The following is a 21,698-nucleotide window of genomic DNA, read 5'->3' as shown; positions in this document are numbered from 1 at the left end:
TCCGCGCCCTGCCCTGGTCCGTGGTGCCGGTGCATCTGCACAGTCGGGCGCAGCCGCTCTTCTGACGGTGCAGGCAACATCTAACTACCAATCAGCAACGTGCCTACACAAAAAGAAACCCGACGCTGCGGGGTAGCGTCGGGTTTCTTTGGTACTAAACGGAGGAATTCGTTAGCCGCGGGGCATCGAGGTGCCGGGCTTGCCGGTGGGCTTTTCAGGCTTGAAGGCCTCGTCCACGGCGTCCATGTCGAGGAAGTGGGTGAACGTGTCGCCGCGCAGGCCCAGGCGGATGGTTTCCAGGCTCACCACCTCGTTGGGCGCGATGTTGCCCAGGTTCACGTTGGCCCCGAGCAGCTTGATAAACCACACCTGCTGGGCTTTCTGCGGGGCTTCCCACAGGATTTTCTCGAACGGAATCTGGGTCAGAATCTCTTCGACCAGACCCGAGCGAACTTCGCCGGTGCTGCGGAACAAGCCCACGTTGCCGGCCTCCCGGGCCTCGCCGATTACCTTGATGGCCCCGGCTTCCAGCTCGGTTTTCATCTGCGAAATCCACTTGTAGGGCGGAATGATTTTCTCCGCGTCCTTCGAGCCTACTTCGCTCAGCACCTTCACGTCCTGGGCCAGGGTGCGGATGTACTCCAGCTTCCGGTCGTGCTGCAGGTCGATGGAGCCGTCGGAGACTTCGGCGTACTCCATGCCGTAGTCGGCCAGCAGGCGGCGGTAGTCGTCGAACTGGTTGCGGATGATGAAGGCCTCAAACAGGGTGCCGCCGAAATACACCGGAATACCGGCTTCCTTGTAGGCGTCCAGCTTTTTGCGCAGGTTGGGCACCACGTAGGAAGTGGCCCAGCCCAGCTTCACGATATCGGTATACTCGGCGCCTACTTCCAGGAAGTTTTCGACTTCCCGAATGCTCAGGCCCTTGTCCATGACCATCGTGTAGCCCTGCTCACGGGGCTTGCTGGTGCGTTCGGGGAGGTTGTTGAGGCTGTAATTCATGCGTTGGAGCTTGGAATCTTAAGGTCTGATAAACACGGCCGGTCCCGCTGACGCGCAGTGCCAGCCGGTCCGGGGCCAAAAGTACGCCCGAATTATGTAATGGCTTCACCCAACAAAAAGTCCGGCCCACGGAGTGAGCCGGACTTTCCGGTTGCGGTAGCTGCCGCCTACTTGCGGTACTGGTCAATCAGGCGGGCCAGGGCGCGCTGCGACTCCAGCTCGGGGAAGTATTCGAACAGCAGCCGGTGCTTGTCAAAATCGAGCACCAGGGCGTTTTCCAGGTTTTCGTAGGCTTCGCGGTAGCGCCCGGCGGCCAGCAGGTAGGCACACAGGCGGTAGTGCAGCTCGGCCTCGCCCGGCTGCACCTCCACGGCGTTGCGCATCAGGTCGATGGCCCCGTCGAAGTCGCCCTGCTCGTAGAGGATAATGCTCCAGTTCAGCCAGGCATCCTTGTTGTCGGGGCCGACCTGGGTGGCTTTGTCGTAGCACTCCAGGGCACTGACCACGGCTCCTACCTGGTACTCGGCGGCGGCCAGGGCCAGCCAGTACTCCACGCTTTCGTCGTAGAGGGCCACGGCCTTGCGGAAGAAGTGAATGGCTTCGAACCACCGCTCCTGGGCGTTGAGCACGATGCCGATGCCGAACCAGGCCTCGTCCATGGTCTGGTCCAGGTCGATGGCGCGCTGGTAGTTTTTGCGGGCCTCGTCCCACTCAGCCAGCTTTTCGTGGCACTCCCCGATGTTGCACAGGGCCTCGGGCGTGGGCTGGCCTTCCTCGTAGCTGAGCTGAAACTCGGCAATGGCTTCGCGGTACTTCTCCTGGCTGACGAGCGTGCTGGCCAGAAAGCCGTGCGCGTCGTAGAACTTGGCGTCAATCAGGATGGCGTACTCGAAGGCGGCCGTGGCTTCCTCGAAGTTGCCGGCCCGGTAGTACGCCTGCCCCAGGTTGTACCAGGCGGTAGTCGAGTACGGGTCGTCGTCGGTGAAGCGGCGGAAAAACTCCAGGTTTTTCTCCAGCCGCTCCGATATTTCCAGGCAGTAAAGCAGCTCCTGCACGGCAATATCGTTGTCCGGGTTCAGGCGCAGGCTCTGCTTGTAGTACTTGGCGGCACTCTTGAATTTCTGCCAGCTCTGGTAGGCCAGGCCCAGGTTAAAGTAAATATCGTCCCGGTCGGGCGCGCTTTCGGCGGCGGCCCGGAAGAAGTCCACGGCCTGGGCAAAGTCGCCTTTCTGGGTGGCAATGATGCCGCGCGTGACGGCCACGTCGGGGTTGGTCGGGTCGAGCTGGGCTACGGCTTCGATCTGCTCGGAAGCCTGCACGTACTCACCCTTCATGGCCAGCACCTGGGCGCGGTCAATCAGCAGCTCGGTCGAGAACGGGTACTGGGCAACGGCTGCTTCGCACGCCTGCAAAGCCTTTTCGTAATGCGTGTTGGAGGTATAGTGGTCGATAATACTTTCAAAATCGGCCAGGTCAAAAAACACGGGCTCGTTGTTGGCGACCATCCGCTCAAACCGGCGCACGGTATCCAGCACTTGCTCCTGGTCCTCAAAATTCTCGTTCATTCTCATTCTACTACAAGCAACGCAAAAAATGCCAAAAAGGCAGGTGCTGCGGACGTTTTTTACAGGCCCCGGCTACGGCGGCCGGGTAGCCTAATATACAACAACCGCACCGGAGCCAAGGGAGTTCTGCTTTACATTCCGGCAGCACCACTCTATTGTCTCGGCCAGGGGCCGAAAGCCGCGCCCGGTGACCTGCTGCACCTTTTGGCTCTGATATTCCACCGACTTCCGCCCCGCCCGCGCCGTATCCTTGGTAATCAGCGGCCGGGCCCCGGTCAGCAGGGAGCGGACGTGCTCGGCGCGCCAGATCACCTCGGCGGCCCAGTCGGGCACGGCCACCGACGGCGCTTTTTTGCCGAAACAAGCCGCCGCCTGGGCCAGAAAATCGTGCAGGGGCACCGCGCCCCCGCTCAAAATAAACCGCTCCCCCGAAACGGCCGTCCGCAGCGTGAGGTGCAGCATGGCGTCGACGACGTCGCGCACGTCCACAAAATTAATGTTTCCGGGGGTATAAAAGGCGTGCTCGTTGTAGGCGTAGCGAAACAGCCGGGTGCTGCTCCGCTCCCAGTCGGCCGGGCCCAGCACCACCGAGGGGTTCACCATCACGGCGGACAGCCCTTCGGCCACCCCGCGCCACACTTCCAGCTCGCCCAGGTACTTGGAGGTAGCGTAGGCGTTGTGCTCGGCACCCAAATCCCACTTGGCGTCTTCCGTGACCAGTTGCGGGGCACCCGCCGGCAGGTCGGCGGCGGCGGCGTGGCTGCCCAGGGCCGCCACCGACGAGACGTGGCACAGCCGGATGCCCGGCCGGTCGAGGCAGGCGTCGACCACGTTGGCGGTGCCTTCCACGTTGGTTTGTTGCAGGGCCGCTTCGTCCTGGGGCGCGTACGACACGAGGCCGGCGCAGTGAAACACGTGCGTGACGCCTTCCAGCGCCTGGCGCAGCGCCAGCCCGTCCAGCACGTCGCCTTCCACCCATTCTACCCGGGCTGCGCTGTCAATGGCCGGAATCTGCCGCCGGTAGAGGGCGCGCACCGCGTGGCCTTGCGCCACCAGTGCCGGAATCAGAAAGCTGCCGATCAGGCCGCTGCCACCAGTGACAAAAATCATAAGCGAAAGGCACGTTTAGACTACCGTCGTAAACAACGAAATTTCAGTCCCGGTTACAAGGAGCTGTTGAGCAGGGGCAGCGCCAGGGCCTTTTTCAGGTAGGGCGTGGGCAGTACCTTGTTGCGGAGCGTGTCGGTGTGCTTCAGGTTGTGGGCATCAGAGCCCAGCAAGTCGACCAGGCCGGCATCAATCAGCTTTTCGGCCACGCGCTTGGCCCCGGCCGAGTAGTAGCCGGCCAACGAGTTGAGGTTTACCTGGAGCAGTACGCCGTTTTCCCGCACTTTTTCCAGCTCCGCAAACCGGCCGTAGAAGTAGGTGTAGCGCTCCGGGTGGGCCAGCACCGGCTGGTAGCCCGCCGACTTGAGGTTAAACACCGTTTCGGCGAAGTTGAAGGGCTCGTTGATGTAGGACGTTTCGAAAAGCAGATACTTTTTGTCGCCGCCGAAGCTGAGCAGCGGCTCCTTGCTGTCGAGCTTCTGCTGAAACCACTCGTCTAGGTAGTACTCGGCGGCGCACTCCAGCTCCACGTCGTTGAGGCCGGCGGCGGCGGCGGCCTCGCGCAGCCGGTGCAGCGCGGCCTGAATACCGGCGGGCGTGTTCTTGAAAAAGTCGCCCATGATGTGGGGCGTCATGATGAGCTTGCGGTAGCCCAGCTCGCGCATGGCCCGCAGCAACTCCACCGACTGCTCCACGGTTTCGGCGCCGTCGTCGAGGCCGGGCAGCAGGTGGGAGTGCATGTCCACCTCCAGGCTACCCAAGGACACGGCCGCGGCAGCCGAAGCCGACGAGCCGCCAAAAAGCTTCTGGAAGAAAGACGCCATACGACAGGGAAATGAGCAACCGTTACAGGAAACGCTTGCGCAGGCGGGTTAGTACGCCCGTCACGGGCCGGGTTTCTTCGTAGTAGCCCTGCCCGTAGCCATAGCCGTAGCCGTAGCCATAGCCATACCCGTAGCCGTACAGGCCGCTGGCCGTCGAGTCGTTCAGGATGGCGCAGAGGCGGGTGAAGTTGTTGGCCCGAATCAGCTTGTTGATGTTCTTCAGGAAGGTTTTCTTCGAGTAGTTGGCTCGCACGATATAAATCGGAATATCGGCTTTGCGCATGATCAGGATGCCATCCGTCACGAGGCCCACCGGCGGCGTGTCAATCAGAATCACGTCGTAGTGCTGGTAGAGCTCCTGCAGCATCTCGTCGAACTTCGAGCTCAGAATCAGCTCCGAGGGGTTGGGCGGCGTGGGGCCGGCCGAAATGAAGTCCAGCGTCGGAATATTGGTGTGCTGCACGCACTCCAGAATCGTGTGCTTCTCAATCAGGATGGTGCTGATGCCCTTCACGTTCTCGGCCCCGAAGGCCAGGTTCACCTTGGGCTTGCGCATGTCCAGGTCCAGAATCACCACGCGCTGCTCCGACAAGGCAATGATGCCGCCCAGGTTGACCGTCACGAAGGTTTTGCCCTCGCCGGAAATCGTGGACGTCACCGAAATCAGCCGCTTTTTCTTGGCCGAGCTGATGAAGTCCAGGTTGGTTCGAATCGAGCGGATGGACTCGGAAATGGCCGATTTGGGGTTTTTGTCGACCACCAGCTTCGAGACGGTCATCTTCTCCTTGTCGTAGGTCGGAATCACGCCCAGCACCGAGGCCGACGTCGAGCGTTCCAGCTCCCGCACGTTGGTCACGGTGTTGTGCATGAAGTAACGCACGGCCACCAGGGCCAGGCCCAGGGCAATACCGCCCGCCAGACCAATGGCGTAAATCATCATGCGCACCGGCGAAATGGGCGCGCCCGGCATGCTGGCCGGCGACAAAATCTGGAAGTCGGGCGTGGTGCCGGCCTTGGCGATGCTGAACTCGACTTTCTTGTCCATCAGCATCAGGTACGACTTCTCGTAGAGCTCAAACGGCCGCTTGAGACGGGCCAGCTCGGTTTCCTTCTGGGGCAGGGTTTGCAGCTCGGCGTTCAGCTGGTCGCGCTGCTGGTTCATGGTCCGGATCTGGGCCTGGAGCAGGCGGCGGTTTTGCTGGAGCAGGCGCCGGATGTTGTTTTTCACGTAGGCCAGCGCGGCTTGCTGCTGCTTCACAGCCTCGGTCGTCTCGTTGTAGGAGCGCAGCAGGCGGCGCAGGTTCCACTGCAGGCTGTTGAGCTCGGTAAGCTGGCTGGTCAGCTGGTTGTCCTCAATGGCGCTGATGCCGGGAATACTCTGCTCCAGGGTAGCGTCTTCCGACTCGGTCAGGCGGCCCTGCTCCACCAGGTTGGTGATTTCGCCCAGCAAGCGGGCTTTTTCCTCCAGCTCCAGCCGTTCTTCTTCCTGCTTGGCCAGCTTATCGGTAATAACCGACACCTCGCCTTTCACGTCGTAGGTCTTGTTCTGCTGCACGAAGGCCTGCAGGTTGGCTTCGGCCCCTTGCAGCTTCTGCTGGTTTTCGGCCAGGGTTTTCTCCAGAAACTGCAGCGTCTGGGCCGTGGCTTCCTGCTTTTTGGCCAGCTTCTCCTGCAAGTACACCGTGTCAATCTTGTTGACGATGTCGCGGGCTTTGGCCGGGTTGAAGTCAGTGAAGGAAATCTGAATCGTGTTGGCGTCGGGGTTGACGATGTCCACGCTCAGGTTGGTGTTCAGGTAAGCATTCACCGCCCCGTCGTCGTTAATAACGAAGTGGTAATTCTTGTCCCGGGCCTCCTGGTTCATGAGGTCGGTGGTCGTAATCCGCAGTTCCAGGCCGGGAACCACCACGGGCTGACCGATGGTATAGTCGCCGGTTTTCTCCTGACCCTGGTACATGTACGAGAGGCGGAACTGCTGCGGGCCGGTGAAGTTGAGGTTGAACTTGGAGTTGTAGAAGTTCGGGTCCTTGATGATGTAGGCCACCTTGAAGGGCGACACGCCATACAGCTCGTTTTCCAGCACGGTGCCCTCCACGTAGTAGTTTACGTTGAGCTCCAGCGAGTCTTTGAGCCGCTGGTAGATGATGTTGGACTTGATGAGCTCTACTTCGCCCGAGAGCTTGTTGAGGCTGCTGGAGCCCACCGCCTGGGCCAATGGGCCGTCGAGGCCCAGCGCGCCGGCCTCGGTTTTCTCGTCAATCTTGAGCAGCGACGACGACTTGAACACCGGCTTGGTGTAGCGCAGCATCAGCCAGGAGGCCGATAGTCCCAGGGCGATAAGCAGAATAATCCAGAGCAGACTGCGGCGGGCTACCAGTAGTAGGGTTGCAATATCAAGGCCGCCATCCTCGTCTTCCGCCGTAGGTTCGGCGCCGCCGGCGCTGCGAATAAGTTCTTCTAGCTCGGCGTTTTCGTTTACTGCCATTCCGTCGTTACAAGTTAGTATCAGAGTCTTGGGTCCCAGGTCCTTCTACGGACGGGGCCGACTACTTACTAATAAGATCTTTTACCAAGATGTAAGTGGTCAGGATACCGGCCAGGCCTCCAATCAGGCCAAACACGGATCCGGCATCAGAAAGTGCCTCAAAGAACGGGCGGCGCACCGGCTCGATGTACACCACGTCGCCGGGCTCGACCTGCAGATTGGCCCGGCGCATGCCCTCGATGGTGGAAAGGTCGATAACCTGCACCTGGGGGTTCCGCAGGTCGCCGCGAATCAGGCGGATATTATACGCCCGGCCCCGGCCGCTACCCCCACCCCCACCGCCGCCACCGCCAATACCGCCGCCTTCGAGGCCGCCGGCCGAGGCCAGCACCTCCAGCAGGTTCATGTTGTCGTTGAACATCGGAATTACCTGCCCGCCGGGCGCGCCCAGCACCACGATGCGGTTGTTGGTCACGCGCGTGGCCACGTAGGAATCCTTGTAGAAGACGTCGTACTTGGTTTTGAGCAGGCTGTCGGCTTCGAGCAGCGTCAGGCCGCTCACCTTCACCATGTTCACCATCGGCAGGTTGACGTAGCCCGTGGCCTGCACCAGAAACTCGCTGGTACCGGCTACCTGGCCCACGCCCTGGCTGCCGCCCCGGTTGGCGCCGCCGCCCCGGGCTCCCGATATCGTCTGCCCGACGCGGCTGGTGCTGCTGCCGCCCTGCACGCCGGTGCCGCCCGGCGAGCCGAACTGCAATTCGCCGTTGGGGTCCAGAATCCGCTCCCCTTTGTTGGTATACACCCGCACGTCCAGGTAGTCGTTCGGCTGAATCATGTAGTTGCGGGTCGTGCGCCCCACCAGGGTACGCAGCTTCATGGTGTCAACTCCCTCCCCGGTCGGCGTGCGGAACATGATGTTTTGCCGGTAGTAACGGCCGGTCGTACAGGAAGAAAATAGTACGGCGAAGGGCACGCACAGCAGCCAGAGGCGCAGAAGGCGGTGAAGAGCGGTTTGTTGCATGCAGGCTGATAAAGCCGAAGTCTAGTTCGAAAGCTATGGGAAAGACCGGTTTACGCCGGCCTATTTTTCCCTAAAAAACCTTCAAAGTAACCGAATTGGCGCGCCCTTTCAAAATCGGGTGGGCCGGAGGCAGCTTCCGGCTGGCTTCTGTGCCGCCAAAAGCGTACTTTCGCAAACCCAAATCCGGGCCTGCCCGGTTATACCCTACCTTCCCCACCCAACTGCTTTTCTTCATGGAACTTGTAGCCACCGAAAATCAAACAATGATTGCCCAGATGGTGCGCGACTTTGGCGCGACCCACATCAAACCCGATATGATGAAGTGGGACGAAAGCCAGGAGTTCCCCGTCGACGTGTTCAAGAAGCTGGGGGAGCTGGGCCTGATGGGCGTTTTGGTGCCCCAGGAATACGGCGGCGCCGGTTTCGGCTACGTCGAGTACGTAACCGCCATTGCCGAGCTGGCCAAGATTGACGGCAGCATCGGCTTGAGCATGGCGGCCCACAACTCGCTCTGCACCGGCCACATTCTGCAGTTTGGCTCCGAGGAGCAGAAGCACAAGTGGCTGCCCAAGCTGGCCTCGGCCGAGTGGATCGGCGCCTGGGGCCTGACCGAGCCCAACACCGGCTCGGACGCCGGCAACATGCGCACGGTGGCCGTGGAAGACGGTGACTACTACGTATTGAACGGCGCCAAAAACTTTATTACCCACGGCAAAAGCAGCAACATTGCCGTTGTCATTGCCCGCACGGGCGAAGTCGGCGACTCGCACGGCATGACGGCCTTCGTGATTGAGAAGCCCACCGAAGGCTTCACCCACGGCCTGAAAGCCGACAAGCTGGGCATGCGCGCCTCCGAAACCACCGAGTTGATCTTCACCGACTGCCGCGTACCAAAGGCCAACATCCTGGGCAAAGTCGGCGAAGGCTTCATCCAGTCGATGAAGGTGCTCGACGGCGGCCGGATTTCCATTGCGGCTCTGTCGCTGGGTATTGCCCAGGGCGCATTCGAGGCCGCGCTGCGCTACTCGCAGGAGCGCCACCAGTTCAACCAGCCGATTTCCAACTTCCAGGGTATTTCTTTTAAGCTGGCCGACATGGCCACCGAAATCGAAGCGGCCTCGCTGCTCACCTACCGCGCCGCCGACATGAAGGACCGCGGCCTGAACGTCAACCAGGAGTCGGCCATGGCCAAGCTCTACGCCTCGGAAGTGTGCGTGCGCTGCGCCAACGAGGGCGTGCAGATCTTCGGGGGCTACGGCTATACCAAAGACTACCCCGCCGAGAAGTACTACCGCGACTCCAAGCTATGCACCATTGGCGAAGGAACTTCCGAGATTCAGAAGCTCGTAATTGCCCGCACGCTGCTAAAGTAAACCAAGCAACTTAACTAGGGCTTGCACAGTAAGAAAGAGCCTGTTATCTTTGCGACCCCTAAAGAAGAAGTTTTTCATTCCAACTGAGCATATGATCATCGTCCAGATTAAGGATAACGAGTCTGTTGACCGTGCCTTGAAGCGTTTTAAGAAGAAGTTTGAGCGCACCGGCGTTCTGAAGGAGCTGCGTCGTCGGACGTTCTTCCAGAAGCCTTCCGTTACCAAGCGTAAGCAGAAGGAGAAGGCCGTGTACAAGCAGACGATGTACGCCACCGACAACTACTAGGAAGCAGCCCGCTGCTTACTGGAATTAACCGCCTGAGTTGCTTTTCGTAGCGAATCAGGCGGTTTTTTCGCGTTCGTACTTTCCAAGATAATTCCATACATTGGGTATCCGGCCCCAGCGGTACGGCACTCAGCGTATGGAATTATTTTTTGATTATCTCCGGTTCGAGCGGCGCTACAGTCCCCACACGGTATTGTCGTACCAGACGGACCTACGCCAGTTTGCGACCTACCTCAAGGCCACCTACGAGCTCGAGCAACCCGAGCAGGCCGACCACACCCTGATTCGCTCCTGGGTGGTGACGCTGATGCAGCAGCAGATGGACCCGCGGACCGTGAACCGCAAGATTGCCTGCCTGCGCTCCTACTACAAGTTCCTGCTGCGCACCAACGTTATCGGCAAAAATCCGATGCTGCGCATTAAGTCGCCGAAGGTGGCCAAGAAGCTGCCCGACTTCGTGCCCGAGGACTCGCTCAACGGCCTGCTCAACTCCTTCGAGTTTCCGCCAACCTTCCTGGGCTCCCGCGACCAGCTCGTGCTGGAGCTGCTCTACGGCACCGGTATCCGCCTTTCCGAGCTTATCGGCATCCGGCACGAAGACCTCAACCTGAGCGGTAAAACGGTGCGCGTAACGGGCAAAGGCAACAAGCAGCGCATCGTGCCGCTGAACCCCAGCCTGCTTATAGTGCTGGAACGCTATATAGCGCAGAAGCAGGTCGAATTTGGCGCGGCCGACAACGCCCGCGGGCCCCTACTCGTTACGGAGAAGCTAGAGCCCCTTTACGAAAAGCTTGTGTATCGTACCGTGAAGCACTATTTAAGTCAGATAACGACGGCCTCCTCGCAGCAGCACCCCCACGTGCTCCGGCACTCCTTTGCCACGCACCTGCTCAGCAAAGGCGCCGACCTGAACGCCATTAAGGAGCTGCTGGGGCACGCCAATCTGGCCGCTACCCAGGTGTACACGCACTTATCAATCGACAAGCTTAAGTCCGTATTTGAAAAGGCTCATCCGAAAGCCTAGTTGTTTCCCTTTTTTCTACCCCCAAACCCCTACGACCGATGAAAGTACAGATGCATTCGGTACACTTCGATGCCGACCAGAAATTGCTCGATTTCATCCAGAAACGCCTCGATAAGCTTGAAACTTTCTATGACCGGGTCACGGAAGGCGAGGTAATTCTGAAGCTCAATAACAAGGACGGTATTGACAACAAGACTGTCGAAATCAAATTGCTAGTTCCGGGTACCACCCTGTTCAGCCAGGAAGACGCTCCGTCCTTCGAAGCCGCTGCCGACGCGGCCACCGACAGCCTGCGGCGTCAGATTACCAAACACAAAGAAAAAGTAACCAGCCACTAGGCTGCTTTTCACTGCCAGGCAATGCGCGCCCTGGCTGCATTGCATCAAAAAGCCCCGCCAGAAGAATCTGGCGGGGCTTTTTGATGGGCCTTATCAGCGGCTACAGGCCGAACTCGGCCTTGATCTTGTCGACGTAGTCGAGCTTTTCCCAGGTGAAGGTTTCGAACGTCTTGGTTTCGCCCGAGGTCATCTTCACTTCCTTGGTGCCCGGGGGGCGGCCCATGTGGCCATAAGCAGCCGACTCGGCGAAGATGGGGTTGCGCAGACCGAAGCGCTGTACAATGGCGTAGGGGCGCATATCGAACAGCTTGCCTACTTTCTCGGCAATTTCGCCGTCGGTGAGCAGGGCACCGTTGGCGCCTGTGGCTTTCGTGGTGCCGTAGGTAGTCACGTAGAGGCCCACGGGCTGGGCCACGCCGATGGCGTAGGCGACCTGCACCAGTGCCTGGTCGGCCACGCCGGAGGCCACCAGGTTTTTGGCAATGTGGCGCGTGGCGTAAGCGGCCGAGCGGTCTACCTTCGAAGAGTCCTTGCCGGAGAAGGCACCACCGCCGTGGGCGCCCTTGCCGCCGTAGGTATCCACGATGATCTTACGGCCGGTGAGGCCGGAGTCGCCGTGGGGGCCACCGATGACGAACTTGCCAGTCGGGTTGATGTGGTAGGTAATCTGGTCGGTGAACAGGCTTTGGGTGGCGGTATCGAGGCCGGCTTTCACCCGGGGCACCAGGATGTTGATGATATCCTCCTTGATGCGGGCCAGCATCACTTCCTCCGACTCGTCGAACTCGTCGTGCTGGGTGCTGACCACGATGGTGTCGATGGCCTCGGGCGTGTTGTCGTCGGCGTAGCGAATGGTCACCTGGCTTTTAGCGTCGGGACGCAGGTAAGTCATTTCCTGGCCGGCCTTGCGGATCTTGGCCAGCTCGTCGAGCAGGCGGTGCGACAGGTCGAGGGCCAGGGGCATGTAGTTGGCCGTTTCCTTGGTGGCGTAGCCGAACATCATGCCCTGGTCGCCAGCGCCCTGCTCTTCGTCGCTGGCGCGCTCCACACCCTGGTTGATGTCGGGCGACTGCTCGTGCAGGCGGTTCATCACCTCGCAGGTGTCGGCGTTGAACAGGTATTCGGGCTTGTTATAGCCGATGCGGCTGATAACGCCCCGAATGATGGGCTCGGCCTCCACGTGGGCCTTCGATTTGATTTCACCGGCCACCAGCGCGAAGTCAGTGGTTACGAGCGTCTCGCAGGCAACTTTGGAAGCCGGGTCCTGCCGCAGGTATTCGTCGAGGATGGCGTCGGAAATTTGGTCGGCTACTTTATCGGGGTGGCCTTCCGAAACGGATTCGGAGGTAAATAGATACGGCATCAGGTTTCAAGCTAGCGACAGAGGGTCGGGGAAAACAGGACCCGCGCCTGCCTTTGGACAAGCGGCGGGCCGCAAAGCTAACTGAAAAAGGCGAAGGAACTTCCTCCGGCTTACGACAGCTCGCGGCAAGGAAAAGTAGGTGCTGCACGGCGAAGGCGCAACTCCTGCCGCCCAAGGGCCTATCGTTTACACATATACCCTTGTTTAGCAGCAGGTTAATAATTCAGGTGAATGCCGTAGCTCTCCCGCTCCAGGACGTCTTTCCACTGCGTGACCAGCTTTTTGTAGGCCCGGCCCACGGGGCGGATGTTGCGGTCCATATCGTAGAGGCCCAGGGGGTTGATGCGGTTGTTGTCTTCGCGCAGGGCCGTATCCCAGTCGACTTGGTCGATAAGCGAGTACCAGGTGAAGCCCACCAGGGGCACGCCGTCCTGCTTGAGCCGGTGCGCGTTGGCCCACTGCCGCCAGAGCCACTCCACGGCCCGGGGCTCGGCAATGTTGGTTTCGGTGTGCATCACGGGCAGGTGGTAGCGGTCGAAATACTGCTTGGTAACGACGTAATAGCCGAATACGTCGCCGCTGGGCACAATGCTGCCGTCGAGCTTGACGAGGTGCTCGTTGGTTTCGTAGTAGTCGTTGCCCATAATGCAGCGGGCCTTGATGTCGGACTGGCCAAACCAGTGGTATTCGTCGCGGGTCATGCCGTTGTCGAGCAAATACTCATACATCGTCACCGACACGGGGTAGCCGTAGGTCAGGTCGAGCGACAGGAAGCGCTTCTCGTTCATGAACTGCGCTTTATCGAACATATCCGGGCACTCGGGATGGTAATATTCGGCGCTTTCGCTCTGGATAAACGTGGCTTCGGGCTGCACCTCCAGAATGGCCTGCATGCCCATGACGTTGGCCTTGCAGATGTTTTTGAGCGTCGTGACAAAGTCGCGGTCCGAGGCTTTGCGCTCGTTCCACCAGCCCATCTGGGCCGAAAAGAAGGCCGCAATGTAGATTTCGTTGATGGGCGTGTAGAACTGAATGTAGGGAAAGCGCGTGGCAAAGGCCCGGCAGTAGTCGGCGAACAGGCGCGGGAAGTCCGGGTTCTGGAAGTTGCCAATCCAGTCGGGCACCCCGAAGTGGCACAAATCCACGATGGGCGTGATATCCATCTCGCGCAGGGCTCCGAACGTCAGGTCGGTAAACTCCCAGTCGTATTTGTCGGGGCCGAGGTGGGTTTTGTAGTAGGGCGGGCCGTAGCGCAGAAACTCCAGGCCCATTTCCTTCACCAGCTCAAAGTCGCGCCGCCAGTTGTCGTAGTGCTTGGCTTTTTCCAGCTCATCGACCCGCTTTTCCTGGCCATTGGGCAGCAGAATGGTGGGGTAGCTGTTTTCGATGCCGGTGGCGAACATGAATTTATTGGCGGCCATGAGGAAACGGGGAGTAGTTAAATGCGGACTGAAGCGGCCCGGCAGTCAGGCAGCCGGCGCGCACCAGTAGTACCGACTAGCGGGCGTATGGGTTGTGCGCAGACAAAGTGCAAGGGAAACATGGTGTTTGGGTGAAGAGGCGTAGCACGAACCCTACCAAGGCGCAACACCTGTTTAACGTTTATCAGCTATTTATTTTTGCTTAGCAATTAATTTTTATTGTTTATCAATAAAACATATCCTTCATTTGCCGGGACTCAATTCTACTTCTATGGCTGTTACCTATACCTCTCTCCCACCCTTTCTGCGCCTGGTACGGTGGCTGGCGGCGGCTCAGTACGTACTGTCGGCCATTGCCATTATCTTTTACCTGGCTTTCAGCTTCTGGCCCCCGCGCCAAGACTACAGCATGGCCTCCGTGACGCTGCAAGTACCGGCTCCGCAGCACGGGCAGATCGGCACGCCGGGCTACGACTCGCTGATGGCCAGCAAGGTGCCGTATCCGTATCGACTGGTACGCCACAGTGAGCAGGTATCGTTAAAGTACATGGAGCGGAACCGGGGCAAGAAGGTGGCACTGGAACTCCTGGGGGTTTTGAACTCGGCGGGGGGGCGCTCCTCGTTGCCGCTAATCGTGTACTCCATGCTCACGGGCATGCTGCTGTACCGGATTCTGAACGAGATGCAGATTGAGTCGCCCTTCACCGAGAAGAACGCCCGGCGCATCCGCTGGCTGGCCTTGCTGATGGTGGGCGTCGACCTGTATCAATACCTGGCGCGGATAACTTTGGCGGCGCTGCTGCCGCCCGTGCCGGTACCGGGCCACAGCGGCACCGCGGCTCAGTATATGGTGCTGGACGTAGGTCCGGAAACCGGGGCCTGGAAATTCGGCTTAGTTTTGCTGGTCATTGCGGCCGTGTACCAGCGGGGCGTGGTAATGGCCGAGGAAGCCGAACTGACCGTTTGATATGCCGATTATCGTAAACCTGGACGTGATGCTGGCCCGGCGCAAAATGTCGCTGAGCACCCTGGCCGGCACCGTCAACATCACGCTGGCCAACCTCTCCATTTTGAAGAGCGGCAAGGCCAAAGCCGTCCGCTTCAGCACGCTGGCCGCCATTTGCCAGGCCCTGGAGTGCCAGCCCGGCGACCTGCTGGAGCACCGCCCCGACCCGACGGATCTTGCGCCGGCGGTGAATGAGTGAATGAGTGAGTTGCCATAAAAAAAGCCTGCTGGTGACAGCGGGCTTTTTTTGTAGCAGAAAGAAAACGGGGAAGGTTACGCTGGCACGGCTGCCGTGCCGAAGCGGGCGTGCAGGTCGCGGCAGACCTGGGGCGAAACCTGCAGGTATTGCAGCACATCGGCCGTCTTCTCGCTGGACTTGCCTTTGTCGTCGACTTCGATGGTCACGTTTTCGAGGGACAGAAAGCAGCAGTCTTCGTCGTGGGGGGCCGTGTGCAGAATCAGGCGGCCGTAGGGGTTAGCGGCTTCCTCCGCCGCCAGGGGCTGCAGATGGTCCCAGCGGGCGGCTTCGAGGGCGGTTTTGGTAGCCTCCGCATCGGGGAAGGCGGTGGCGGGCTGCGGGAGGATGTGCTTCTCGGCCCACTGCCCGGCCCGCTCCGAGAAAGGCGCGGCGGCCTCGGTGTGCGCCACAATCCAGGGGAAAACCAGCAAGATGGCCAGCTCGGCCAGCCAGACCAGGTACAGCACAAACCCGCTGACCTTCACCGTGAAAATGCTCCAGATACCTTCTTCGGCAATGCGGGGCAGCATGCTCAGCACGAGGTCGGGGCGGGTGAGCAGGCCCAGGAACGTATCGGGCTCGAAGGAGGTGTGGGTGATGGAGAAGCGGTGGCCAGCGTGCTCGGTTTCCCCGGCGCCGTTGAGCAGCGTCAGGTACACGGCCCACTGCACGTACCACGCCCACAGGCCCACGGCCAGCGCCAGCCAGCCCACCAGGGCCGGGTTGCGCAGCTTGCCCACGGTGGTCATCCGGTTGAGCACGTAGCCCAGCACCGCGCCGAAACCCAGCGTCAGGAGCACGTTGATGTAGATGAAGGGAATATACCAGGTGGCGTACACGTAGGCAAACGCCAGCCCGACAGCCGCCACGGCGCCCAGCAACACAAAGCCCAGAAGTCCGCCGAGGGTTATGCGGCCGGAAGGTTGGTAATACTGATTCATTGGAGTAGGTGGAAAGTATAGAATGGAAGAAGAATGACAACCGGAAGTGGTGCGGACAAAGCACGGATAGTATTCAAATATTGCTATACGAATCCACTTCTGCACCCTCCCTCCTTGCTTCTTCGGTTTTCAGGAGCACCGCCTGGCCGCTGAAATGCTGGCAACGGGCGCGAAAAAGCCCGGCCTCCGTGCGGAAACCGGGCTTTGGGTACTGCCAAGCAATGCCGGCTTAGTTGCCGCCGCTGCTGCCGCCCGATACCGGGCCCCCGGGCCGCAGGTTGGTTTCGAACAGCTTGAGGATGCGCTTGTATTCGTCGGTCCAGGAGGCGGGCTCCACGAAGCCGTGGTCTTCGACGGGGTAGACGGCCAGCTCCCAGTTTTCCTTGTGCAGCTCAATCAGGCGCTGGGTGAGGCGCACGATGTCCTGGAAGTGCACGTTGGTATCGACCATGCCGTGGCACATGAGCAGCGCCCCTTTCAGGCCGTCGGCGTAGTAGATGGGCGACGAGCGGGCGTAGGCGATGCTGTCGTTGTAGGGCTCGTTGAGGATGTTGTCGGTGTAGCCGTGGTTGTAGTGGGCCCAGTCGGTGACGGAGCGCAGGGCGGCCCCGGCCTTGAACACCTCGGGCTGGGTAAACATGGCCATGAGCGTGATGAAGCCGCCGTAGGAGCCGCCGTAGATGCCGATGCGCTGGGCACTGACGCCGTATTTCTCGGTGAGTAGCTTGGCCCCGTCGACCTGGTCGGTGAGGTCTTTGCCGCCCATGTAGCGGTAGATGCCCGTACGCACGGCCTGCCCGTAGCCGGCCGAGCCGCGGTAGTCAATATCGAGCACCGTGTAGCCCTTATCCACGAGCAGGTTGTGAAACATGTACTCGCGCGAGTACTGGCTCCACCACTTGTGGGCGTTCTGGAGGTAGCCGGCGCCGTGCACGAAAATAACGGCCGGGCCCTGGGCTTCGGCTTTGGCCGGGCGGTAGAGGCGAGCGTACACGTCGGCCCCGTCGCGCGCCTTGATGGTCACGATTTCCGGGTCGCGCCAGGGGTAGGCCTTAAACTCGTCGGTGAGGGAGCTGGTAACCTGCTTGGCCTTAGCGCCGGGCTTGTTGTCCATCACGTACAGTTCCCAAGGCTTGTTGGTGTAGCTGTAGCGCACGGCCAGGGTTTTCTCGTCCGGCGACAACGTCACTTCACTGGCCCCGGGCATGGTCGTAATCTGCGTGAGGGTGCCGCCGCCCACGGGCATGCGGTAAAACTGCTGCTCGCCGGGGTGGGTTTTGTTGGCCGTCAGGTACCAGAGCTTTTTGTCGCGGCTTAGCTGGGCTTTCTGCACCTCGAAGTTGCCGCTGGTCAACGCCTTTTTCTGGCCGTTGGTCACGTCCAGGGTATAGAGGTGGGAATAGCCGGTTTCCTCGCTCTGAAACCATATGTGCTGGTTGTCGGGCAGCCAGCCCACGTTGCCGGGCCCGTAGCCGATGCCGGGTCCGTTGATCCAGGCGTCGTCGTGCTGCCGGTCGAGCAGGCTGATTTTCTGGGTGGCCGGGTCCAGGCTCACAATCCAGCGGTCCTTGTTGTCGGCGGCCCGGATGACGAGGAAGGCGTGCTGCCCGTTGTCGGACCAGTAGGGGCCGTAGGGCTCCACGCGGCGCAGCTCGGTGGCGGGCTTGCTGGTTTTGGGGTTGTTCTTATCGGCTTCCGGAGCGGGGGCTTTGGCGGGCAGGGCGTAGTCTTTGCGGTAGGCGGGCTGCTCGTCGAGGCCCTTGAGCTCCTTGTAGCCCAGCACAAACATGGTGTCGCGCCCGATGTCGTAGATGCCCAGCTCGTAGGCCGTTTGCGGGGCGCCCACCTTCGTGCGCGTCGACAGGTCTTCGGTGAAGCCCGAGGCCGTCACGAAGCTCGGCACCACGGCTACTTTCTCGTTGGCCGGCTCCTGGGCCAGGCGGTACGTCACGAAGCGGCCGTCGGGGCTGAGCTGCAGGTTTTCCACCGTGCTCTGCCCCAGCCAGATGGCCTTGGGGCCCAGCCGGGCCACGGCCTTTTGCAGACGCTGCCGGGCCTTCTGGTCCTGGTCGCGCTGCCGGATAACGTCGAACAGGGCCAGCTGCTGGGCCCGCAGAAACTTCTCCGACTTGTCGGTGGCCGCGCCGTTGCCGGGCCGGCTGCCCCGGCGGAAGTCGGTGCGCTGCACGGTTTCGCCGGTGGCGGGGTCCCAGGTGTAGAGGTTGCTGGCCCGGGTGTAGCTAATGAGCCTGCCCTGGAGGGCAAAGGCCGGGTCGGTTTCCCGCTCGGCGGTGCGCGTCACGCGGCGGGTTTTGCCGGTTTTCAGGTCGAGCAGGAAAATGTCGCCGTCCTTTTCGTACACCTTGCGGGCGTATTTCTGGTCGTAGTCGCCGTTGGTGGTGGGCAGGCTGCGCTGCTCGGCCAGGCTCACCTTGCGGATGGCCCCGCCGGCGGGCGTAGTCGAGTAGAGCGAGTCGCGGCGGGCCTTTTCGGGGTTCCAGTAGAAATAGATGCGCTTGCCGTCTTCGCTCCAGCCCACGTTGGTGGGCGAGCTGCCGATCCACTGCGCCGGGTCGCGCATGATTTTTTCGACCGTGAGGGTCGGGGGCGACGAAGCGGGCTGGGTTTGGGCCACCGCGGCGGCGACGGGCAACAGCCACGCCAGCGCGGGCAAGGTAGAGGTAAGGCGCATCAGACGAGAACGGGGAATACGGGTGTAGGCTGCAAAATACGCAAGCTTCCGGCAAGGACACGCCCCCACCGGGGCACGTTGCAGGCCCGTCCCGGCGGGCGCTACAGGCCGCCCTTTTCCCACTGCCTGAGCTCGGCCCGCAGGTTGCGGCGCGCGGCGGCGTCGAGGCGCTGCCGGAACGCGGGCGTGTGGTAGAGCACCGGGCTATTCAGCAGCTTTTCCAGCACCTGCCGCCGGCCGCGGCGGTACAGCACGTCGGGCACCAGGCGGTATTCCTGCCGCACTTGGCGGGCGTACTGCCAGTAGTCGGCTTCGGCCGCCCCCAGAATCTGCAGGTCGGCATCGAGGAAGAAGTGCAGGTCGGTATCGGCGGCGGGCTGGGGCTGGGTGTGGTCTTTGGTGCGCTCGATGAGGAAGGCTACCCGCTGGCGGCGGGCCGGCGGCAGCGTCGTTTGGGCCATGAACTCCTGGGCCAGCCCGGCGCTGCGGGCCTCGTTGTCGTCGCGCAGGGGGTTATACACCGCGTCGTGAAACCAGATGGCCAGCTGCATTACTTCCGCATCGAGCACCAACTCCTTGTGCTGTTCGGCGGTTTCGAGCAGCTTGCGGATGTGGGTCAGGGAGTGGTAGTGGCGGCCGGAGGCTTCGTAGGCGGCCGCCAGCTGGCGGTAGGTGGCCTCGCGCAGGGCTGCGGACAGACCCAGTCGGGCGGCCAGCTGCCCCCAGCGGGCTTCTAAAGTGATAGGCATCATACACTGAAATAAAACACGTATTGCGAAGCGAAGGAATTGTACTTTTCGAGCAGGCGCGCCGGAGAAGATGGCGGGGAGATGGCTAGAAGGTCTTAAGTAGCCGGCGCGGCGGGCTAAAACGAAATTGCACCTTACCCAGATATCCAGCCCGGCTGAGCGGGGCCCGGCGGAGCGCCGTCAGTTGGCCGTCGGGGCCCCGTAGGGATTGGGCAGCCGGACTTCCAGAAACCGCTCGGGCGTGGGCAGGGGCACGAAGCCGAACTGCGTGTAGAGCCCGTGCGCGTCGAGGGTGGCCAGCATCTTGCGGCGCAGCCCCTGCAGGTCGGGGTGGGCAAATACGCACTCCATCAGCCATTTCGACAAGCCCTGCCCGCGAAACTCGGGCAGCACGAACACGTCGCAGAGCCAGGCGAAAGTGGCGTAGTCCGACACGATGCGGGCAAAGCCGGCCAGGCGGCCGTCGGGGGCGTAGAGGCCGAAGTTGAGGGAATGGGCCAGGGCCCGCTCCACGGTTTCGCGCGGAATATTCAGGGCCCAGTACGAGTCCTGGGACAGGTAGCGGTGAATGGCCGCCACGTCGAGCTGGCCGGGGTCGGTGCTGATGCGGAAGTGCTGCGGGTGCTGGTGCTCGACGAAGGACGCCATCCTGATAACAGGTAAAAAGCCGAAAAAACAGGGAAATAGCCCGCAAACGGGGCCGGCCACAAAGCTACCGGCCTGGAATTGCCACGCAAGCTAATCCTTCGCGGGCTTCGTCTCGTTAGCCTATCTATCCGCTTATTCTTTCACCCTCAGCTATTTACTTATGAAACGTTTTGCTACCCTCCTGGCCGCCGGCGCCCTGCTGGCTGCTGCCGCGCCGGCCCGGGCCCAAACCACTACCTTCCTGGTAGGAGCCACCACGGTTTCCGTCACGCCGCTCACCACCAACCTGGCCGTGCCGTGGGAGCTGATCTGGGGACCCGACAACTTTATCTGGATGACGGAGCGGGGCGGGCGCATCAGCCGCGTAAACCCCACGACGGGCGAAGTACGGCCCCTGCTGACGGTGCCCGACGTGACGCAAACCGGGGAAAGCGGCCTGCTGGGCATGGTCCTCCACCCCGACTTTCCGGCCACGCCCTACCTCTACATCGTGTACAACTACACCGACGGCGGGGTGCTCAAGGAAAAGCTGGTGCGCTACAGCTTCAGCGTAGCCACCAACTCGCTTAGTGCCCCGCTGGTGCTGCTGGGCAACATTACGGCCGCCACCACCCACAGCGGCTCGCGCCTGCTGATTCTGCCCGACCGGACTCTGCTGATGACCACCGGCGACGCGCAGCTGCAATCCGAAGCCCAGAACCGCGGCTCGCTCAACGGCAAGGTTCTGCGCCTGAACCTGGATGGCAGTGTGCCGGCCAACAATCCGACGCCCGGCAGCCTGGTGTACACGCTGGGTCACCGCAACCCGCAGGGCCTGGTGCGGGCCACCAGCGGGCGGGTCTACAGCTCGGAGCACGGGCCCAACAACGACGACGAAATTAACCTGATTGAAGCCGGGCGCAACTACGGCTGGCCCAACGTGGAAGGCCTGTGCAACCTGCCGGCCGAACAAACGTTCTGCGCGGCCAACAACGTGCGGGAGCCCCTGCGCGTCTGGACGCCGACCATTGCTACAGCCGGCCTGGCCTACTACGACTCGCCCGCCATTCCGGAGTGGCGCAACAGCCTGCTGATGGTGACGCTGAAAGCCGCGCAATTGGTGCAGATGCCGCTGAACACGGCCGGCGACGCCATTGCCACCGACAACGGCTACCTCAACACCTTCGGGCGGCTGCGTTCCATCTGCGTGTCGCCCCAGGGCAAAATCTACATCGGCACCAGCAACCGCGACGGGCGGGCCACCCCCGGCGCTACCGACGACCGGATCCTGCTGCTAGAAAACCGCGCTTACCTGCCGGCCGCCACGGCTTCGGCCTCGCCGACGCTCCGGCTCAGCCTGTGGCCCAACCCCGCCCAGGGCTCGGTGATGCTACGGCTGCCGGTGGCGGCCACGGCCGCCGGGCACACGATGGTACTCGACGCCCTGGGCCGCGTGGTGCAAACCACGCCGCTGGCAGCGGGGCAGAAAGAGCAGCAGCTTAGTCTGCGCGACCTGGCCCCCGGTCTCTACGCGGTGCGGGCCCAAACCGGCTCGGCCACCTACACTCAGCAGTTGGTAGTTCGGTAGAAAGCCTGCTTGCACGACACAAAAAAAGGGGCTGCGGAATCCGCA

General features: G+C 61.4%; 19 protein-coding genes. 7 read left to right on the top strand and 12 right to left on the bottom strand.

Annotated elements, in window-relative coordinates; all coding sequences use genetic code 11:
* Positions 1-171 precede the first annotated feature (171 nt).
* From E5K00_RS16330 to E5K00_RS16305, 6 genes are all read right to left on the bottom strand, one after another.
* Entirely contained in the window at positions 172-1,002 is an 831-nt protein-coding gene (locus tag E5K00_RS16330; RefSeq protein WP_135464379.1) for a phosphosulfolactate synthase, read from the bottom strand.
* Between the two features lie 167 nt (positions 1,003-1,169).
* Positions 1,170-2,567 carry a tetratricopeptide repeat protein gene (locus tag E5K00_RS16325; protein WP_135464378.1) on the bottom strand — a complete coding sequence of 466 codons (1,398 nt, stop codon included), beginning with the start codon at positions 2,565-2,567 and terminating at the stop codon, positions 1,170-1,172.
* Between the two features lie 90 nt (positions 2,568-2,657).
* Positions 2,658-3,677, bottom strand: a complete 1,020-nt coding sequence (locus E5K00_RS16320; RefSeq protein ID WP_135464377.1) for an NAD-dependent epimerase/dehydratase family protein — start codon at positions 3,675-3,677, stop codon at positions 2,658-2,660.
* Positions 3,678-3,730: 53 nt separating this feature from the next.
* On the bottom strand, positions 3,731-4,498 hold the full coding sequence (locus E5K00_RS16315) for a tyrosine-protein phosphatase (RefSeq protein WP_135464376.1): 768 nt from the start codon (positions 4,496-4,498) through the stop codon (positions 3,731-3,733).
* 22 nt (positions 4,499-4,520) lie between these two features.
* Positions 4,521-6,983 (bottom strand): polysaccharide biosynthesis tyrosine autokinase, encoded by a 2,463-nt coding sequence (locus E5K00_RS16310; RefSeq protein ID WP_135464375.1) that lies wholly within the window; start codon positions 6,981-6,983, stop codon positions 4,521-4,523.
* 61 nt (positions 6,984-7,044) lie between these two features.
* Entirely contained in the window at positions 7,045-8,007 is a 963-nt protein-coding gene (locus tag E5K00_RS16305; protein WP_135464374.1) for a polysaccharide biosynthesis/export family protein, read from the bottom strand.
* A 233-nt stretch (positions 8,008-8,240) separates the two neighbouring features.
* Between E5K00_RS16305 and E5K00_RS16300 the strand changes: the two genes are divergently transcribed.
* The 4 genes from E5K00_RS16300 to hpf all read left to right on the top strand — a co-directional run bounded on the left by E5K00_RS16300 (position 8,241) and on the right by hpf (position 11,028).
* Positions 8,241-9,380: an acyl-CoA dehydrogenase family protein gene (locus E5K00_RS16300; RefSeq protein WP_135464373.1), complete on the top strand. Its 1,140-nt coding sequence runs from the start codon at positions 8,241-8,243 to the stop codon at positions 9,378-9,380.
* Positions 9,381-9,471: 91 nt separating this feature from the next.
* Positions 9,472-9,666 (top strand): 30S ribosomal protein S21, encoded by a 195-nt coding sequence (gene rpsU, locus E5K00_RS16295; RefSeq protein WP_100337199.1) that lies wholly within the window; start codon positions 9,472-9,474, stop codon positions 9,664-9,666.
* Between the two features lie 136 nt (positions 9,667-9,802).
* Positions 9,803-10,690 carry a tyrosine-type recombinase/integrase gene (locus E5K00_RS16290; RefSeq protein WP_135464372.1) on the top strand — a complete coding sequence of 296 codons (888 nt, stop codon included), beginning with the start codon at positions 9,803-9,805 and terminating at the stop codon, positions 10,688-10,690.
* A 38-nt stretch (positions 10,691-10,728) separates the two neighbouring features.
* On the top strand, positions 10,729-11,028 hold the full coding sequence (hpf, locus tag E5K00_RS16285; protein WP_135464371.1) for a ribosome hibernation-promoting factor, HPF/YfiA family: 300 nt from the start codon (positions 10,729-10,731) through the stop codon (positions 11,026-11,028).
* 100 nt (positions 11,029-11,128) lie between these two features.
* Here hpf and metK read toward each other — a convergent pair whose 3' ends face one another.
* Together metK and E5K00_RS16275 are read right to left on the bottom strand one after the other, a co-directional pair.
* Complete coding sequence (metK, locus tag E5K00_RS16280) at positions 11,129-12,391, bottom strand: methionine adenosyltransferase (RefSeq protein WP_135464370.1); 1,263 nt, start codon at positions 12,389-12,391, stop codon at positions 11,129-11,131.
* A gap of 215 nt (positions 12,392-12,606) precedes the next feature.
* The gene (locus E5K00_RS16275; protein ID WP_135464369.1) at positions 12,607-13,812 is read right to left on the bottom strand and encodes a family 1 glycosylhydrolase; all 1,206 of its coding nucleotides are present in this window, start codon (positions 13,810-13,812) and stop codon (positions 12,607-12,609) included.
* A gap of 271 nt (positions 13,813-14,083) precedes the next feature.
* Here E5K00_RS16275 and E5K00_RS16270 point away from each other — a divergent pair, with 271 nt between their 5' ends.
* Both E5K00_RS16270 and E5K00_RS16265 read left to right on the top strand, forming a co-directional pair.
* Positions 14,084-14,779: a DUF2975 domain-containing protein gene (locus E5K00_RS16270; RefSeq protein ID WP_135464368.1), complete on the top strand. Its 696-nt coding sequence runs from the start codon at positions 14,084-14,086 to the stop codon at positions 14,777-14,779.
* 1 nt (position 14,780) lies between these two features.
* Positions 14,781-15,017, top strand: coding sequence for a helix-turn-helix domain-containing protein (locus tag E5K00_RS16265; protein ID WP_135464367.1), 237 nt, complete (start codon positions 14,781-14,783; stop codon positions 15,015-15,017).
* A 74-nt stretch (positions 15,018-15,091) separates the two neighbouring features.
* On the opposite strand, the gene E5K00_RS16260 is transcribed toward E5K00_RS16265, so the two are convergent.
* The 4 genes from E5K00_RS16260 to E5K00_RS16245 form a co-directional block, all read right to left on the bottom strand.
* On the bottom strand, positions 15,092-15,997 hold the full coding sequence (locus E5K00_RS16260; protein ID WP_135464366.1) for a hypothetical protein: 906 nt from the start codon (positions 15,995-15,997) through the stop codon (positions 15,092-15,094).
* A gap of 229 nt (positions 15,998-16,226) precedes the next feature.
* Entirely contained in the window at positions 16,227-18,689 is a 2,463-nt protein-coding gene (locus E5K00_RS16255; RefSeq protein WP_135464365.1) for a prolyl oligopeptidase family serine peptidase, read from the bottom strand.
* Positions 18,690-18,790: 101 nt separating this feature from the next.
* A complete protein-coding gene (locus E5K00_RS16250) occupies positions 18,791-19,441 on the bottom strand; it encodes an HD domain-containing protein (RefSeq protein ID WP_135464364.1) in 651 nt (216 codons plus the stop codon).
* Positions 19,442-19,618: 177 nt separating this feature from the next.
* Positions 19,619-20,086 (bottom strand): GNAT family N-acetyltransferase, encoded by a 468-nt coding sequence (locus E5K00_RS16245; protein WP_135464363.1) that lies wholly within the window; start codon positions 20,084-20,086, stop codon positions 19,619-19,621.
* Positions 20,087-20,246: 160 nt separating this feature from the next.
* Between E5K00_RS16245 and E5K00_RS16240 the strand changes: the two genes are divergently transcribed.
* Complete coding sequence (locus E5K00_RS16240) at positions 20,247-21,653, top strand: PQQ-dependent sugar dehydrogenase (protein ID WP_135464362.1); 1,407 nt, start codon at positions 20,247-20,249, stop codon at positions 21,651-21,653.
* Positions 21,654-21,698 lie beyond the last annotated feature (45 nt).

The organism is Hymenobacter aquaticus, assembly GCF_004765605.1.
Taxonomy (GTDB): domain Bacteria; phylum Bacteroidota; class Bacteroidia; order Cytophagales; family Hymenobacteraceae; genus Hymenobacter; species Hymenobacter aquaticus.
This window is presented reverse-complemented; position numbering and strand designations above follow the sequence as displayed.

Coding starts and splice junctions, on each gene's coding strand:
- E5K00_RS16330 (WP_135464379.1), bottom strand. CDS start 1,002: ATGAATTACAGCCTCAACAACCTCCCCGAACGCACCAGCAAGCCCCGT.
- E5K00_RS16325 (WP_135464378.1), bottom strand. CDS start 2,567: ATGAACGAGAATTTTGAGGACCAGGAGCAAGTGCTGGATACCGTGCGC.
- E5K00_RS16320 (WP_135464377.1), bottom strand. CDS start 3,677: ATGATTTTTGTCACTGGTGGCAGCGGCCTGATCGGCAGCTTTCTGATT.
- E5K00_RS16315 (WP_135464376.1), bottom strand. CDS start 4,498: ATGGCGTCTTTCTTCCAGAAGCTTTTTGGCGGCTCGTCGGCTTCGGCT.
- E5K00_RS16310 (WP_135464375.1), bottom strand. CDS start 6,983: ATGGCAGTAAACGAAAACGCCGAGCTAGAAGAACTTATTCGCAGCGCC.
- E5K00_RS16305 (WP_135464374.1), bottom strand. CDS start 8,007: ATGCAACAAACCGCTCTTCACCGCCTTCTGCGCCTCTGGCTGCTGTGC.
- E5K00_RS16300 (WP_135464373.1), top strand. CDS start 8,241: ATGGAACTTGTAGCCACCGAAAATCAAACAATGATTGCCCAGATGGTG.
- rpsU (WP_100337199.1), top strand. CDS start 9,472: ATGATCATCGTCCAGATTAAGGATAACGAGTCTGTTGACCGTGCCTTG.
- E5K00_RS16290 (WP_135464372.1), top strand. CDS start 9,803: ATGGAATTATTTTTTGATTATCTCCGGTTCGAGCGGCGCTACAGTCCC.
- hpf (WP_135464371.1), top strand. CDS start 10,729: ATGAAAGTACAGATGCATTCGGTACACTTCGATGCCGACCAGAAATTG.
- metK (WP_135464370.1), bottom strand. CDS start 12,391: ATGCCGTATCTATTTACCTCCGAATCCGTTTCGGAAGGCCACCCCGAT.
- E5K00_RS16275 (WP_135464369.1), bottom strand. CDS start 13,812: ATGGCCGCCAATAAATTCATGTTCGCCACCGGCATCGAAAACAGCTAC.
- E5K00_RS16270 (WP_135464368.1), top strand. CDS start 14,084: ATGGCTGTTACCTATACCTCTCTCCCACCCTTTCTGCGCCTGGTACGG.
- E5K00_RS16265 (WP_135464367.1), top strand. CDS start 14,781: ATGCCGATTATCGTAAACCTGGACGTGATGCTGGCCCGGCGCAAAATG.
- E5K00_RS16260 (WP_135464366.1), bottom strand. CDS start 15,997: ATGAATCAGTATTACCAACCTTCCGGCCGCATAACCCTCGGCGGACTT.
- E5K00_RS16255 (WP_135464365.1), bottom strand. CDS start 18,689: ATGCGCCTTACCTCTACCTTGCCCGCGCTGGCGTGGCTGTTGCCCGTC.
- E5K00_RS16250 (WP_135464364.1), bottom strand. CDS start 19,441: ATGATGCCTATCACTTTAGAAGCCCGCTGGGGGCAGCTGGCCGCCCGA.
- E5K00_RS16245 (WP_135464363.1), bottom strand. CDS start 20,086: ATGGCGTCCTTCGTCGAGCACCAGCACCCGCAGCACTTCCGCATCAGC.
- E5K00_RS16240 (WP_135464362.1), top strand. CDS start 20,247: ATGAAACGTTTTGCTACCCTCCTGGCCGCCGGCGCCCTGCTGGCTGCT.